Raw genomic sequence first — 16,121 nt, forward strand, 5'->3', positions numbered from 1 at the left:
ACCACCTACTTACCCTTCGAAGGTATATAAATGATTTGCCCCTCTTCAACTTTTTCACTATCAAGGTTGTTATAACGCGTTAATTGACTAGTGGAAAGTTCATAACGATCGGCAATAACCTGTAGCGTTTCTTCTTCTTGAATAATACACATCTTCCATCTGGAGAACTGTTCATCCTCATTTCGAAGCATGCTCGTTAAGTACGAAGCGCTGTCACGTTCATTCTTTCCTACATCCTCAGTCACTTCTTCGACTACATCAACTGGATCTTCAAGCTCGTTCATTTCACTCGTTTCAGTCAAATAACGGTAGGCAGGAGAGGCCTCATCATTTAGATCACTGACAGTAGCGATATCATCTTCATCCACCTCTTCTTCCCAATTGGATTGAGTGAACGTCTCCACAATGTCTTGCTCCATACTTCTATGGTTATAAGCTAGTTCTTGTTCTGGTTCTTGCCTTGGTTCTTGTTCTAGTTTTTCTTCTGTTCTTTGCTCCACATATGATTGACTTTCCTCAACCGCTTCATCCGACTGATACGCTTCGAATTGAAAAGCCGTTTCCTCTGTGCTTTCATACTCTTCTGATTCAGTTTCATTTTCAACAACTTCGTACTTATACTCAGAATCAACCAACTCAATTTCTCGCTGTTGCTCGTCTGACTTCACGCCACTAATCGACACATCTGCTGTTAATTGAATGCAGCTTTTCTCTGGTAAATCGTAATCAAAGCTCGATACTTCTACATAAATATCATCAACATGCTGAATTCGTGTCATCGGGATCGTAATATCAATTGGAAAAACATGTTCAATCTGGCCTGCTCCGGCTTCCGTTTCTGTCTGAATATCACCTGATTGACGAAAATCACTTAAAGCAGTAAAAGATGCGTCTTCATCTTCTTCTACCTCTTCCTGTATTTCTTCTACCATTTTGTATTCGCCAATAAAACGAAGACCACCTTGAATGGTTACATGATCGTCCATTTGCTTGACTGAAATTTCCGGTGTGAGGGACATGCCAATAATTTCATCAATTTGTTGCCCTTTATTAAGCCAAACAGAATCTTCAATCGAAAATGTTAAGGCTGACGACTGTTCTTGAGACAATTTAATTCCTCCTTCTTCACCATCATCCGTTGTACACGTACACTATTACGTCTATGAGCTAAGCTAGTCGATTATGCGTACAACAGACGAAAAAAAACAAGCCTTTCTAGTTTCGTACTAGCAAAAGGCTTGTAGTCGATCATTCAGCTTGAGAAAGAGTAGCAAATACACGATTTGCCGCTTCAATTGTTTTTTCGATATCGTCGTCTGTGTGAGCCGTTGAGAGGAAGAGCCCTTCAAATTGTGAAGGAGCAATTGAAACCCCTTCTTCTAACATCCCTCTAAAATAACGTGCAAATAACTCTAAATCAGCAGTCTTCGCCTGATCAAAATTCGTGACATGCTCATTTGTGAAGAAAAGACCAATCATCGATCCTGCACGGTTAATTGTATGGGGGATGCCATGTGCTTTTGCAGCCTCTGAGAGACCTTGCTCCAAACGTTCTCCTTGTTTACGAAACACTTCGTAGTCTTCTCTCGTTAGTTGAGAAAGGGTATAATATCCTGCTGTCATTGCAAGTGGGTTCCCGGACAATGTACCAGCTTGATAGATAGGTCCGCTAGGGGCAATTTGTTCCATAATTTCTCGTTTTCCACCAAATGCACCAACAGGCAGTCCTCCACCAATCACTTTTCCTAAACACGTTAAATCAGGTGTAACGCCAAGTTCTCCCTGCGCACATTCATAGCCAACCCGAAAGCCTGTCATGACTTCATCAAAAATCAACACCGTTCCATTGGCTGATGTTAATTCTCTAAGTGTTTCTAAAAACCCAGGTTCTGGACGAACAACACCCATGTTTCCAGCTACCGGCTCTACAATAACTGCCGCAAGGTCATCACCAAACTGTTCAAATGCATACTTTACACTATCAACATCATTGTAATGAACGGTTAACGTGTTCTGTGCTACTGATTCAGGAACACCAGGGCTATCTGGTAAGCCAAGTGTCGCAACACCAGAACCTGCTTTTATTAGCAACGAATCCCCATGTCCGTGATAACAGCCAACAAATTTTAATATTTTGTTACGCCCTGTATAACCTCTTGCTAATCGAAGTGCGCTCATCGTCGCTTCTGTACCAGAATTAACCATACGAACTACTTCGATTGATGGCACACGTTCAATCACTAGTTCTGCCATCTTGGTTTCTAACTCATGAGGCGCACCAAAGCTTGTCCCAAGTTCCGTTGCTTTTTTTAATTCTTCCACTACAACTTCATCTGCATGCCCTCGAATAAGCGGTCCCCAAGATAGTACATAATCAATATATTGATTCCCATCAATGTCTGTGATTTTTGATCCTTTTCCTTGTTTCATATAAACCGGATTCATACCAACTGATTTAAAGGCACGAACAGGGCTGTTTACACCACCTGGCATCAGCGGCTTTGCTTGTTCAAACGCTTGTTTTGATTTTTCGTAGTGAGCCATCTTTAGTAACCTCCTTGTGTCTCTTCATACAGCCATTGTGCAGCGTCTTTTGCAAAATAGGTTAGAATGAGCGATGCTCCAGCTCGTTTCATACTTAGAAGCTTTTCTAACACAATTGCTTTCTCGTTCACCCAACCATTTTGTGCTGCTGCCTTAACCATCGCGTACTCTCCACTAACGTTATAAGCCACGATGGGGACATCCGACATTTCCTTTACATCACGTACAATGTCTAAGTAAGATAAAGCCGGTTTGACAATGAGGAAGTCTGCTCCTTCTTCCAAATCAGACGTCGCTTCTCGCACCGCTTCTTCTCGATTAGCAGGATCCATCTGATACGTTTTGCGGTCCCCAAAAGCAGGTGCACTATTTGCCGCATCACGAAACGGACCGTAAAACGCTGAAGCATACTTCACAGCATAAGACATGATGGGGACATCCACATAGCCTGCCTCGTCTAAGCCCTGACGAATTGCTGCTACAAAGCCGTCCATCATATTTGATGGCGCAATAATATCAGCACCAGCTTCTGCTTGTGAAATCGCTGTTTTTACTAAAAGGTTAAGACTCTCATCATTCACAACATCTCCTTCACGGATGATGCCACAATGTCCGTGATCTGTGAATTCGCATAAACAAGTATCTGCAATGACAAGCATATCAGGAAATGCTTCTTTTATCTGTTTCGTTGCTTTTTGGATGATGCCATGACTCGCAAATGCTTCTGACCCAATTTCATCTTTATGATGGGGCAAGCCAAATAAGATAATGGCACGAATCCCTAATTTTTGCACTTCAGCCACTTCGTCATTTAAACGATCTAACGAAAACTGAAACACTCCTGGCATTGAAGGAACTTCTGTCTTTTTATTCGTTTCTTCAGTTACAAACAGCGGGTAAATAAAATCGTTCGCTGAGAGCGTCGTTTCCTTCACCATTGCCCGAATAGCTGCTGTTTTTCTTAGGCGTCTATGTCGCTTAAACGTTACGTTCATGTTTGTGTGCCTCCTCTATAAGCATGGCCTTTACTAAACCATCTGTTGAATAAGTATCTGCCGTCACCGTAGGCGTTAGCCCTAATTGAATTGCACGTGCATTGGTTCTTGGGCCAATACAAGCAATTTTTCGATAAAAAATGGGACATGTTTCCATGATCGTTCGTAAATGAGTAGCCGTAGATGGACTCGTTAACGTTACATAATCAAACACGAGATTTGGTAAAGCTTTTGCTTCCTCAATTACTTCCTCAGGCATGATAGTATCATAGGTAGTTAGAGCTTCAACTTTAATGCTCTTCTCCTCTAACGCATGAATAATGGTTGGCCTCGCCAATTGACCCCTCACTACTAGTACACGCTCTCTTTCACCTACTACCGTTCGTAACATACGTGCCAACGCTTCTCCATCTTGAACCTTTGGTACGACAGATACATGATAGTGGTACTGCTCTATTTCTTGAGCTGTTTGTATGCCAACCGCTGCAATTTTTGCCTTTAATGGCCCACCTTGATAGGCTGAAAAAAACGAACGTACACCATTGACACTTGTAAATACAAGCCAATCAGCACGTGCCGCTTTTTTAGAAGCTTCAGCACCTACCGGTCGAAAGACGATTTTTATTAAAGGTAAGAAATAAGGGGTTCCGCCGTACGCTGTAATCAATTCAGCGAACTGCCTCGCATCCTTTTCCTCTCGCGTTAGCAAGATGTGCTTATTTCGCAGCGCGAGCATCACTCTAGACTCTCTCTCACTTTATTTAAAATGTCTTCCGCTCCTTGTGCAGACAACTGCTTTGCCAAATCCGTTCCTAGCTTTTCTGGATCACTACCTGATGCCGTTTCTTTTAGTAAAACTTGTCCATCTGGGGAGCCTACTAAGCCTGTTAAAGTAATTGTGCCGTCATTTTCTACTGTAGCATACCCACCAATCGGAACTTGACACCCGCCATTTAACGTATGAAGGAAAGCGCGCTCTGCTCGAACCGCAGATGCTGTTTCTTCATGATTCAATAATTGTAAAAGACGGTTCACCTCTGTATCATCTTGACGCCCTTCAAGGCCTAATGCACCTTGGCCAATTGCAGGGATACATTCATCCGTCTCTAAATAATGTGTGACAGCTGATTTGGCATATCCTAATCGATTTAGTCCAGCAGCAGCAAGTACAATGGCAGAAAACGATTCTTCCTTTAATTTTCGCAGCCTTGTCTCAACGTTGCCTCGAATCCATTGAACGGTAAGATGCGGATAGCGATGCAAAATCTGCGCAGATCGACGCAAGCTGCTTGTTCCAATAATAGCCCCTGGTGGCAGCTCACTTAACGGCACATGGTTTTCACTAATAATGGCATCTCTTGGGTCCTCTCGATCAGTAATAGCTCCTAATACAAATTCAGGCAACATTTCTGACGGCACATCTTTCATTGAATGAACGGCAATATCAATTTCCCCAGTTCGCAACGCCTCTTCAATTTCCTTTACAAAAAGACCTTTGCCGCCGACTTTTGAAAGAGTAACGTCTAGTATTCGATCCCCTTTTGTTACAATTTCCTTTATTTCAAATTGGTACGGCACATTTAATTTCTTAAATTGCTCAATGACCCATCTTGTTTGCGTCATCGCTAAATTGCTTCTTCTCGTACCGAGTACAATTGTTCTCATGCTCTTCCTCCTAAAATCATAAAACCATTATGTACATCTTTCATTTTAAAAAGGAAAAAAGCGCAATCATTGACGCTTTTGTGGCAAACGTCCGCTAGCCCAAAAGCTTCAGCTAGTAACATTCCCACTGGAGTCGTCGCCTGATGCGCTTTTCACTCTCATTATCAGCTCATATGGAAATTCAACAATGACGGCTTACGAGCGCAAAGCAACAGTGCCTTCAATCTCGCTATAGGACTCACTTTCTTGCTTCCATAGTGCCTTTATATCATTTTGGCGTTCCCGTTCTTTCTGTTCTTCTAACGTCTCTTCTAACGCAAAAATGTCCGTGAACAACTGTAGCGATAATTGAGCATCAGGCTCAGCTGCTAGTTCTTTTACCTTCGTTAACGGATCACGAAGAAGTTGATTCACAATACTTTTTGTATGCTTACGAAGAACTTTTAACTCACGATCGGTTAAATGAGGTAATTTCCGTTCAATACTAGACATCGTGTCACCTTGAATTTGCAATGCTTTCCCACGTAAAGCTGTGATGATGGGAACGACTCCTAGTGTGTTTACCCACATATTGAACTCCACAATCTCTTCTTCAATCATTAAAGAAATTTTCTCTGCTTCGCGCTCTCGCTCTTGCTTGTTCGATTCAACGATATGTTGCAAATGATCAATGTCATACAAGTGAACATTTTCCCATTCGTTTAATGTTGGCTCGACATCACGCGGAACCGCAATATCAATAATGAATAACGGCCGCTCCTCTCGGGAACGTAATGCTTTTTCCGTATTTTCTTTTGTTAATACAAATTCTCTTGCTCCTGTAGAGCTTATGACCACATCTGCACGCTTCAATTCTTCTTCTAAATGATGAAACGAGACCGCTTCACCACTGAATTGATTAGCAAGATTCTCAGCTTTTGCAACACTTCGATTCATAACAACAATGGAAGCGGCTCCATTCGCATGTATATGCTTTGCCGTCAGCTCACTCATCTCTCCTGCACCGACAATAAGGACACGCTTTCCTTCAAAACTACCAAAAATCTTTTTACCAAGTTCAACGCCGGCATAACTAACTGAGACGGCTTGAGAAGAAATGGCCGTCGAACTATGAGCACGCTTACCTAAGGTAATCGCTTGCTTAAATAGCTGGTTAAAGACCGTACCTGTTACTTGTAATGATTGAGCGAGCTGAAACGCTTGCTTAGCTTGACCAAGAATTTGCGTTTCACCAATAACCATTGAATCTAGACCACACGATACTCGAAACAAATGTTCAACTGCATGATCATTTTCTTTTATTGTTAGATAAGCGGTTAATTCATCCTTATTAATGGAAAACCAGTTTGCTAAAAACGTTTTTGTAAAATGCCTTCCGGTATGAATTTGATCTGCTACAACATAAAGCTCAGTGCGATTGCAAGTTGATAGAATCACACACTCCATAATGCTTTTTGAAGTGCGCAGTTGGGCAAGAGCCGCCGGCAACTGCTCTTCATCAAAAGCTAGCTTTTCGCGAATTTCCACCGGGGCAGACTTATAGTTCACTCCTACGACAATCGTATGCATTTAAAAAGCCCCCTAAAGCTACGTTTCCAATCTCTTACTTCTACTTTATCCAATTCTCATTATATCATGCCTAAATTATAACATGTCTAAATAAGGACTCAAAATTTTTTTGTGAACAATCCTAGACAATCCAGACAGTGAAAAAAATAAGCAGTGCAAGCACTACTTATTTTTCGTTAATTGGAGGTGGGATTGAATCGTTTTCCAAGCTTCTTCTTTTCCATACCCTGTTTCAGAGGAAAACAGTAATAAAGGATCTGCGTCATCACGATCAAGCTCTTTACTGATGATACTTAAATGCTTTTGCCATTTTGATTTAGAAATTTTATCTGCTTTTGTGGCGACTAAAATGACCGGAATTCCGAAATGCTTCATCCAATTGTACATAAGCTTATCGTCTTCCGAAGGCTTATGGCGTGCATCAATTAATTGCAACACCGCTTTAAGCTCTTCCCGCTCTGATAAATACGTTTCAATCATTTTTCCCCAGGCTGCTCGTTCGGTTTTCGACACTTTTGCATAGCCGTATCCTGGAACATCTACAAAATAAAGCATTTCATTAATTTCATAAAAGTTCAATGTTTGCGTTTTACCAGGTTGACCAGATGTTCTAGCTAGCCCTTTTCGATTGAGCATTTTGTTAATAAAAGACGATTTCCCCACATTCGAACGACCTGCAAGAGCAAGTTCCGGTAAACGATTAACTGGATATTGTTCAGGTTTGACAGCTACATGTTCTAGTTCAGCTTTTACTACTTTCATTTTTTATCTTCACTCTCATTTAATGCGACTTTCAAGACTTGATCAAGATGTTCCACTAATACAATCGTCAATTCTTCACGAACACTAGCTGGAATATCGTCAATATCTTTTTCATTCTCTTTTGGAATAATAATCGTTGTTAACCCAGCACGGTGGGCACTCATTGCTTTTTCTTTTAAACCACCAATTGGTAATACTCGACCTCTTAATGTAATTTCTCCTGTCATGCCCACTTCACGCTTCACTTTTCGACCAGTAAGTGCAGAAATTAATGCTGTCGCCATTGTGATGCCTGCTGATGGACCATCCTTAGGGGTTGCCCCTTCTGGAACATGAATGTGTATATCCGTTTTATCGTTAAAATCAGTTGATATTGAGAGCGCTTCTGACCGAGATCGAATATAGCTAAACGCTGCTTGTGCAGACTCTTTCATGACGTCTCCTAACTTGCCTGTAAGGGTTAATTTCCCTTTCCCTTTCACAGCAGAAACTTCAATAGAAAGCGTCGTACCACCTGCTGCAGTGTACGCTAGGCCAGTAGCTGCACCAATCTGATCTTCTTGCTCAGCCATACCGTAGCGAAATCTTGGCTTTCCAAGCATATCTTCTACTAGCTTTTCTGTTACTGTCACACGCTTTCGATCTTCCATTACGACCATTTTAGCGGCTTTACGACAGGTTGAGGCTAACTGGCGCTCTAAGTTTCTAACCCCAGCTTCACGGGTGTAGTGTCGTATAATTTTCGTTAACGCCTCATCTTTTACAGGCATCTGACTTTTTGTTAAACCATGCTCTTTTATTTGCTTTGGAAGTAAATAGTTTCGTGCAATTTGTTTCTTTTCAAGCTCCGTGTAACCAGGTATAGAAATAATCTCCATTCGATCCAATAAAGGGCCTGGAATCGTACCAATATTATTTGCCGTTGTGATAAACATGACGTTTGATAAATCATACGCCTCTTCAAGGTAATGATCGCTAAACGTATTGTTTTGCTCTGGATCTAACACTTCAAGTAAGGCGGAGGCTGGATCTCCTCTAAAATCATTTGCCATTTTATCAATTTCGTCTAATAAAAAGACCGGGTTAATCGTTTCTGCTCGTTTCATCCCTTGAATGAGCCGCCCTGGCATGGCTCCAACATACGTTCGACGATGACCTCGAATCTCTGCCTCGTCACGCACGCCCCCTAACGACATTCGCACAAATTTTCGATTTAACGATCTAGCAATAGATCGTGCTAGCGATGTCTTTCCGACTCCTGGAGGTCCCGCAAGGCATAGAATAGGACCTTTCATCGAATTTGTTAGCTTTCTAACAGCCAAATATTCAAGTACTCGCTCCTTCACTTTCTCTAACCCGTAATGGTCTTCATCCAAGATTTTACTCGCTTTTTTCACATCAAGCTGATCTTCTGTTTGTTTGGTCCACGGTAATTGAATAAGCCAATCAAGGTAGTTTCGCAATATAGAGCTTTCTCCAGCATTGGCTGGCATTTTCTCATAGCGGTTTAACTCTTTCATTGCTTTTTCATACACATGTTCAGGCATTTCCGCTGCTTCTATTTTTTCCTTCAACTCAGCAATTTCACCTGTTTTACCTTCACGATCTCCTAATTCTTTTTGAATAGCTTTCATTTGTTCGCGTAAGTAATACTCTTTTTGTGTTTTTTCCATTGATTTTTTTACACGTTGGCCAATTTTCTTTTCAAGGCCTAACACTTCTTGTTCATTACCAAGAAATTCAATAAGCTTTTGCAACCGTTCCTTTACATCGATAAACTCAAGTAGTGTTTGCTTTTGAGACAGCTTCAACGTTAGATTGGCTGCTATTAAATCAGCAAATTGCTCTGGTGCTGTTGTTTCCTTCAAATTCGCGAGAGTTTCTTGTGAAGCGCGTTTTGATTGTTTGGAGAACTGATCATACATGGAAAGTAGCGTACGCATTAATGCTTCTGTTTCTGTATCTGCTTTGCCATCTTGCTCACATAATTGAATATCTGCAACAAGAACATCTCCATGGTCATGAAAATGAGTAAGGGAAGCTCGTTGTAATCCCTCTACTTGAACACGCACCGTTCCATTGGCTAATTTAGTTGATTGAACAATTTTAGCAAACGTTCCAATTCTATATAAATCTTCTTCCGTCGGATCTTCTTTTGTTGTTTGTTTTTGTGTTGCTAAAAATAAATATTGATCGTTTTGCTTGGCTTCTTCTAATGCTTTTACCGATTTTTCACGACCTACGTCTAAGTGCATAATTGCCCCTGGAAAGATTAATACACCACGCAAAGGAAGGAGCGGAACTCGGCGTTCTTGATATTGGTCAACCATCCGCATGACACCTCCGCCTTTATCTTGATAAAAAATTCATTATGTCTAATCATCTTAATTCTATGCTAAAAAACACAAACGATGATACACACAATGGAGAAAGCGTCATTCTCAGTAGAGTGACGCTTTCAATCATTCATTTCCGGTTTGTTAACCATCTACTCATTTTAGCTTACGAAGTGGTTTGTTGTCCATTATTTAGATTGGTACAGCTCCTCCAGAAGTGAAGGTTTGGGCAGGTATAACATTTTCTGCGCTTTCCTCCTGGGTTAAAGCAAGTTGAAAGACTTCGTCGAGGGTTGTTACCGCAATGACGTCAATTCCTTTGATTTCTCTTAAGATCGCTTGTTCATTTTCTTTCGGAATAATAACGGTTTTTGCACCAGCTAATTTAGCTGCTTTCACTTTTGCAATAACGCCACCAATAGGCTTTACTTTTGCATGAATACTTAACTCCCCTGTCATCGCCACTTCATTCGAAACAGGAATTTGTTTAATTCCAGAGTAGATACCAGTTGCGATGGCAATTCCAGCTGATGGTCCGTCGACTGGCGTTCCTCCTGGAAAATTCACATGAATATCATAGTCATTTGTAGGAACACCTTTTCTTTTTAAAACAGAAATAACATTTTCAACAGATGAACGAGCCATGCTTTTTCGTTTAATAGAGCGAACTTGTGATCCAGATTGTTCTTCTTCTGCAATACCTGTAATCGTCAATTTACCATGCTGCACATTTTCGTGCACGAGCACTTCAATTTCAAGTAATGCACCGCTTGTTGGTCCCGTTACTGCTAACCCATTTACTAAACCAATAACCGGTTGCTCATGAATTTGTCGCTCAGGACGTGGTGCCATCTGACTTGAATGGGCAACCCATTCAATATCTTTAAGCTGTACTTCTTGCCTTCCGTCAGCGCGAGCCGCACCAACAGCAATCTGTAGCATATTTACGGTTTCTCTTCCGTTCGTTGCATAGGAAGCTATTTTTTTCGATGCCTCATCTGTTAACGTCATCGCAGCTTTTTCCGCAGCTCGCTTCGCAATTTCTTCTATTTCACTAGGGTCTAACCCGCGAAAAAAGACTTCTAAACAGCGGGAGCGAATCGCTGGCGGCATTTCTTCCGGTTGTCTTGTTGTCGCAGCAATTAAACGAAAATCTGCCGGCAAGCCACGTTTAAAAATATCATGTATATGTGTAGGAATTTGATCGTTTTCTGAGCTATAGTACGCACTTTCAAGGAAGACTTTGCGATCCTCTAACACTTTTAACAATTTATTCTGTTGAATGGTGTGTAGTTCTCCAATCTCATCGATAAATAAAATTCCACCATGTGCCTTTGTGACCGCTCCTGGTTTTGGTTGCGGCACACCAGCTTGTCCCATTGCGCCGGCCCCTTGATAAATGGGATCGTGTACAGAGCCAATTAATGGGTCCGCTATTCCCCTTTCATCAAACCGCGAGGTAGCACCATCCACCTCAACAAATACAGCTGTTGATTGAAATGGAGATTGGTTGCTTTGTTTTGCTTCATCTAACACAAGACGTGCTGCTGCTGTTTTTCCAACACCAGGTGGTCCATAAATAATGACGTGTTGAGGATTGGCTCCACACAATGCCATACGTAATGTTTTCAAACCATCTTCTTGCCCAACGACTTCTGATAACGATTTTGGTCGTACTTTTTCAGCTAATGGTTCAGATAATCGAATAGAGCGAAGTTTTTTCATTTTATCTAGTTCAACTTTTGATTCTCGATCAATGTACGTTTTTTGACTGCGCTGGTTTTTTAATAAGTTCCAAAAATAAACACCAATAATAATCCCAAAAAATAATTGGACAAATAATGCAATTGTCGTAAACCCCATTTGCTTGCCTCCTAATTGTTATGTTGTCGTTAGTATGACCTTGAGACAAGTCGTTAGTCGAAAACAGCCAAGCGCATTATTTCCAATTCTAAACACGATGCAAAAAAACCACGCTGGCCATGGACCAACGTGGTTTCTACTTTATGCACTTTCTTTTGGCTTATTAAGGGTTAACTCTGTTCCGTCTGCAGATTTAATAATCGGTTCTGCACCATCTGTTATACAGCCTTCATGAATAATACACTTCACTGCATCTTCCCTAGATGGAAGATCGAACATCACATCAAGCATAATGCTTTCAATAATTGAACGGAGTCCGCGAGCACCTGTTTTACGTTCGATTGCTTTTTTGGCAATCTCTTTTAATGCTTCATCTGTAAACTCTAATTCAACATCATCGAGCTCAAGCAGTTTTTGGTATTGTTTTACGAGCGCATTTTTAGGCTGCGTTAAAATCTCAACAAGCGCATCTGTATCGAGCGGAGCAAGACTTGAAATAATCGGAAGACGACCAATAAATTCTGGAATCAGTCCAAATTTCAAAAGGTCTTCAGGAAGTACTTTCGATAGGTATTCACCTGGTTTTAGCTCTTCTTGTTTTGAATCGTCGGAGCCAAATCCAATAATCTTCTTCCCTAAACGGCTTTTAATAATTTGTTCGATTCCATCAAAAGCCCCACCACAAATAAAGAGGACGTTTGTTGTATCAATTTGTATAAATTCTTGATGAGGATGCTTTCTCCCACCTTGTGGTGGCACGCTAGCAGTTGTACCTTCAAGAATTTTTAGTAACGCCTGCTGAACACCTTCACCTGAAACGTCACGGGTAATAGATGGATTTTCAGACTTACGAGCTACTTTATCGATTTCATCAATATAGATGATACCTTTTTCAGCTTTCTCTACATCATAATCAGCCGCTTGAATGAGTTTTAGTAGGATGTTTTCTACATCTTCACCAACATAACCAGCTTCCGTTAACGATGTAGCGTCTGCAATAGCAAAAGGTACATTTAAAATACGTGCAAGAGTTTGTGCAAGAAGGGTTTTTCCGCTTCCTGTTGGTCCAATCAACGTTATATTACTCTTTGCTAATTCAACATCTTCGGAACGTGCCATTGAATTAATTCGCTTGTAATGGTTGTAAACGGCAACGGCTAAAGATTTCTTCGCATCTCGTTGGCCGATAACATAATCATCAAGAATGACACAAATTTCACTAGGTTTCGGAATTTCCTCTAGTTCAACCTCTTCTTCAGTCCCAAGTTCTTCCTCAACGATTTCCGTGCAAAGCTCAATACACTCATCACATATATAGACTCCAGGTCCAGCTACAAGCTTTCTGACTTGATCTTGAGTTTTACCGCAAAAAGAACACTTAAGCTGTCCTTTCTCCTCGTTAAATTTAAACATAACCTCACCCCTTACAGGATTTCTTTTTTCCATGATTTGCTCATAAAAGCTTAATGTCAAATCATTTTAGCATAGACTAATTCAACAAACTAGAAATATGCATTTTATGTATGAGTTAGAGCAATCACTACCCTTACTCTTCCCTCTCAAAGTACAATTCAAGCTTCACCGTGAAAACCCTTTTTTTTGAGCTACTATCATTTTGTTCAACTTAGCAGGCAATCATACTATACTTATGAATAAAAGCCTACTTTCATGTTAGGGTATCGCTGTATAAGGGAAAAAGGTACGGGTGTTATGCCCGCACCTTTTTACATTAAGCTGTTGCTTCTTTACTGTGATCAACGAGTACGTCAATCGCTTTGCGCATTTTTAAATCACCTTTTACTGTGTCAAGTCCACCTTGCGCAGAAAGTAATGCTTTGATTTCATCAGCAGAACGCTGGTACATCTCAGCCATTTTTGTAATTTCTTCTTCTACTTCTTCATCAGAAACTTGTACGTCTTCCACTTCAGAAATAGCTTCAAGCGTTAAGTTAACGCGAACACGCTTCTCAGCATCTTCTTTGAATTGGTTACGCATATCTTCTTCTGTTTGACCAGAGAATTGGAAATACATATCCAAGTTCATCCCTTGTGCTTGTAAACGTTGACCAAATTCTTGAAGCATACGATCTACTTCAGTATTGACCATTGCATCAGGAACAGTGATGTCAGCTTGATCTGCTGCTTTTTCAAGTAACGCATCACGGACAGCATTTTCTGATTCTGTTTTTCTTTGCTCTTCAAGCGTCTTACGTAACTCCACTTTAAGCTCATCCAATGATTCTACATTTTCGTTCGCATCTTTAGCAAATTCATCATCAAGCTCTGGAAGTTCTTTACGTTTCACATCATGAATTTTCACTTTGAACGTCGCTGGTTTTCCAGCTAGATTTTCTGCGTGATACTCTTCTGGGAACGTTACTTCAACTTCTTTTTCGTCTCCTGTTTTAAGACCAACTAATTGTTCTTCAAAACCTGGAATGAACGAATTTGAGCCAATTTCAAGTGAATAGTTCTCAGCAGTACCGCCTTCAAACGCTTCACCCTCTGCATAGCCTGCGAAGTCAATAACAGCTGTATCGCCGTTTTGAATTTCTCCATCTTCAACAACAACGAGTTCAGCGTGACGCTCTTGAAGTTTTGTTACTTCTTCTTGCACATCTTCATCTGTAACTTCTGCACTTGGCACTTCAACTTCTAAACCTTTGTAGTCGCCAAGCTTCACTTCTGGCTTAACTGTTACAGTTGCTTTAAATACTGCTTTTTCGTTTTTGCCAATTGATTCAATATCTACTTCCGGGCGATCAACAGGGAAAATTCCTGTTTCTTCAACGGCATTTGAGTAAGCCTCTGGTAACATAAAGTCGATTGCATCTTGATAAAGTGATTCAACTCCAAATTGCTTTTCAAAAAGACCTCTTGGCATTTTCCCTTTACGGAAACCAGGTACGTTTACTTTTTGCACAACTTTTTTAAATGCTTTATCTAAAGCGTCGTTGACTTTATCTGCTTCAACTTCAAACGTTAAGACGCCTGTATTCTGTTCTGTCTTTTCCCAATTTGCAGACATAATATTTCCCTCCAACATGTAATTTCTACACTACTTTATCACGTTTTTGACAACCATTCCATTATAACATATCGAATGAATCTTTCAATGTCTTCCTTCTTATGAAATAAGTCGGGTTCATTTATGTTGTTTTTACTATAGCTGAAGCGCCTAAGCCTATGTATGAAACCACTCGTTTTGGTTTTGAGCCTCTAATAAAATGTCTTGTTCCAATGCTTCAATTTCATGTGAAGCAGAGAGAACATCGAATCGCTCACACTCATAACATTGGACCATTGTCGTCTCATCTGTTTCGAGACCGAGTTGTTCCGCAGCGACTAGATGAAACGCACAAGCCCAAGCCTTTGGATTTTCTGGATTAAGTTCAAATGGGTATGTCATAAGCAAGTATGTGTGGTGTAGTTGTTTTGCCATATGTAATAAAGTTGGGTCTTCTTGCTCAAGCTGGTCTTCTAAAGCTTCTCTTATCGCCTGATCTACCTGTCTTTCTCCTGGCTCTTCAAGCTCACTAGGGGTGATAACAACCACTTGATGATCACGTTCATATCGTAATGGTTTACGGTCTCCCCATTCATGTAACAACTGTAACGCATATGTGCGCATAAGCGGGTTCGTTTGTTTATTTTGGACAAAGCTTCTAATCTCATCAGTTAAATCTGTCAGACCGAGTTTACGAACAGTTTGCAATGCATTCCATTTAGCTGGTTCATTTGCTGCATGAAGTCCAGCTTTTAATTCAAGCATTGTTTCTTCTTGATTTTGTTTTGACACTGATGCTTCACTATACTCATTTGATTCGCTCATTTGTCGACTGAAATGAAGTAGTTCATAGAAGGTTTCTGCATCTTTTGCAGGAATTTTATCTTCGCTTAGAACTGCTTCCAATAAGTGAACGACTTGATCATAACGAGATAGTTGGACAAGTAATGAAACATGCACTTGCAGGATTTCAAAATAATTACCAATTCCTTCATTTAATAGCTTTTCTGTCTCCATGACAGCTTCCTGCTGACGATTTAATTCAATTAAGCTTAGTACAGTCCCAAATCGCGCTTGTGGATCCCCTTGATCATAAGAAGAAGCTTCTGCAAAAAGCTTGTACGCCTTTTCTGCATGCTTTTGCTTTAATTCATTCATCCCTTCTTCGACCAAACGTTTCACTAAGCCAGGAAATAAAATGATATTATTTTTCCCTTGCTTTTTCTCTTTCAATTTTTATCGCCTGCCTTCTCTATATGCCTACTTTAACACGCCTTCACTCTCTAACAAAAGATTCCCATGTTTTTATTCGTTATTCGTTCCCTAATCCCTTTCATTCAAAACCTTAAGAAAGCCCCTTAGTCATATACTAAGGAGCTA

12 protein-coding genes are annotated in these 16,121 nt (G+C 40.6%); all 12 read right to left on the reverse strand.

Annotation, left to right across the window (positions count from 1 at the left end; all coding sequences use genetic code 11):
* Window positions 1-5: 5 nt before the first annotated feature.
* Complete coding sequence (gene spoVID / locus FPV17_RS14410; protein ID WP_186370627.1) at window positions 6-1,109, reverse strand: stage VI sporulation protein D; 1,104 nt, start codon at window positions 1,107-1,109, stop codon at window positions 6-8.
* Window positions 1,110-1,248: 139 nt separating this feature from the next.
* Entirely contained in the window at window positions 1,249-2,544 is a 1,296-nt protein-coding gene (hemL, locus tag FPV17_RS14415) for a glutamate-1-semialdehyde 2,1-aminomutase (protein WP_144559319.1), read from the reverse strand.
* A 2-nt stretch (window positions 2,545-2,546) separates the two neighbouring features.
* A complete protein-coding gene (gene hemB / locus FPV17_RS14420) occupies window positions 2,547-3,539 on the reverse strand; it encodes a porphobilinogen synthase (protein ID WP_035395960.1) in 993 nt (330 codons plus the stop codon).
* Window positions 3,523-4,275: a uroporphyrinogen-III synthase gene (locus FPV17_RS14425; protein ID WP_144559320.1), complete on the reverse strand. Its 753-nt coding sequence runs from the start codon at window positions 4,273-4,275 to the stop codon at window positions 3,523-3,525. The genes hemB and FPV17_RS14425 overlap by 17 nt, the downstream gene beginning before the upstream one ends.
* Entirely contained in the window at window positions 4,275-5,204 is a 930-nt protein-coding gene (hemC, locus tag FPV17_RS14430; protein ID WP_035395955.1) for a hydroxymethylbilane synthase, read from the reverse strand. Before hemC ends, FPV17_RS14425 begins: the two co-directional genes overlap by 1 nt.
* Before the next feature lie 195 nt (window positions 5,205-5,399).
* The gene (gene hemA, locus FPV17_RS14435) at window positions 5,400-6,773 is read right to left on the reverse strand and encodes a glutamyl-tRNA reductase (protein WP_035395953.1); all 1,374 of its coding nucleotides are present in this window, start codon (window positions 6,771-6,773) and stop codon (window positions 5,400-5,402) included.
* A gap of 162 nt (window positions 6,774-6,935) precedes the next feature.
* Window positions 6,936-7,535 carry a ribosome biogenesis GTP-binding protein YihA/YsxC gene (gene yihA, locus FPV17_RS14440; protein ID WP_060703822.1) on the reverse strand — a complete coding sequence of 200 codons (600 nt, stop codon included), beginning with the start codon at window positions 7,533-7,535 and terminating at the stop codon, window positions 6,936-6,938.
* Window positions 7,532-9,865, reverse strand: coding sequence for an endopeptidase La (gene lon, locus FPV17_RS14445; protein ID WP_144560502.1), 2,334 nt, complete (start codon window positions 9,863-9,865; stop codon window positions 7,532-7,534). Before lon ends, yihA begins: the two co-directional genes overlap by 4 nt.
* 198 nt (window positions 9,866-10,063) lie before the next feature.
* Window positions 10,064-11,734, reverse strand: a complete 1,671-nt coding sequence (gene lonB, locus FPV17_RS14450; protein ID WP_035395949.1) for an ATP-dependent protease LonB — start codon at window positions 11,732-11,734, stop codon at window positions 10,064-10,066.
* 141 nt (window positions 11,735-11,875) lie between these two features.
* Window positions 11,876-13,147, reverse strand: coding sequence for an ATP-dependent protease ATP-binding subunit ClpX (gene clpX, locus FPV17_RS14455; protein ID WP_035395947.1), 1,272 nt, complete (start codon window positions 13,145-13,147; stop codon window positions 11,876-11,878).
* Between the two features lie 316 nt (window positions 13,148-13,463).
* Window positions 13,464-14,762, reverse strand: a complete 1,299-nt coding sequence (gene tig / locus FPV17_RS14460; RefSeq protein ID WP_035395946.1) for a trigger factor — start codon at window positions 14,760-14,762, stop codon at window positions 13,464-13,466.
* A gap of 156 nt (window positions 14,763-14,918) precedes the next feature.
* Window positions 14,919-15,974: a hypothetical protein gene (locus tag FPV17_RS14465; protein WP_060703821.1), complete on the reverse strand. Its 1,056-nt coding sequence runs from the start codon at window positions 15,972-15,974 to the stop codon at window positions 14,919-14,921.
* Between the last annotated feature and the right edge of the window lie 147 nt (window positions 15,975-16,121).

The sequence above is a fragment of the Shouchella miscanthi genome, assembly GCF_007725405.1.
GTDB lineage: Bacteria > Bacillota > Bacilli > Bacillales > Bacillaceae_D > Shouchella > Shouchella hunanensis.

Bases quoted from the DNA above. Each gene is read 5' to 3' on its own strand.
- tig (WP_035395946.1), bottom strand. From the start codon at position 14,762: ATGTCTGCAAATTGGGAAAAGACAGAACAGAATACAGGCGTCTTAACG.
- FPV17_RS14425 (WP_144559320.1), bottom strand. From the start codon at position 4,275: ATGCTCGCGCTGCGAAATAAGCACATCTTGCTAACGCGAGAGGAAAAG.
- lonB (WP_035395949.1), bottom strand. From the start codon at position 11,734: ATGGGGTTTACGACAATTGCATTATTTGTCCAATTATTTTTTGGGATT.
- hemL (WP_144559319.1), bottom strand. From the start codon at position 2,544: ATGGCTCACTACGAAAAATCAAAACAAGCGTTTGAACAAGCAAAGCCG.
- yihA (WP_060703822.1), bottom strand. From the start codon at position 7,535: ATGAAAGTAGTAAAAGCTGAACTAGAACATGTAGCTGTCAAACCTGAA.
- lon (WP_144560502.1), bottom strand. From the start codon at position 9,865: ATGGTTGACCAATATCAAGAACGCCGAGTTCCGCTCCTTCCTTTGCGT.
- hemC (WP_035395955.1), bottom strand. From the start codon at position 5,204: ATGAGAACAATTGTACTCGGTACGAGAAGAAGCAATTTAGCGATGACG.
- hemA (WP_035395953.1), bottom strand. From the start codon at position 6,773: ATGCATACGATTGTCGTAGGAGTGAACTATAAGTCTGCCCCGGTGGAA.
- clpX (WP_035395947.1), bottom strand. From the start codon at position 13,147: ATGTTTAAATTTAACGAGGAGAAAGGACAGCTTAAGTGTTCTTTTTGC.
- hemB (WP_035395960.1), bottom strand. From the start codon at position 3,539: ATGAACGTAACGTTTAAGCGACATAGACGCCTAAGAAAAACAGCAGCT.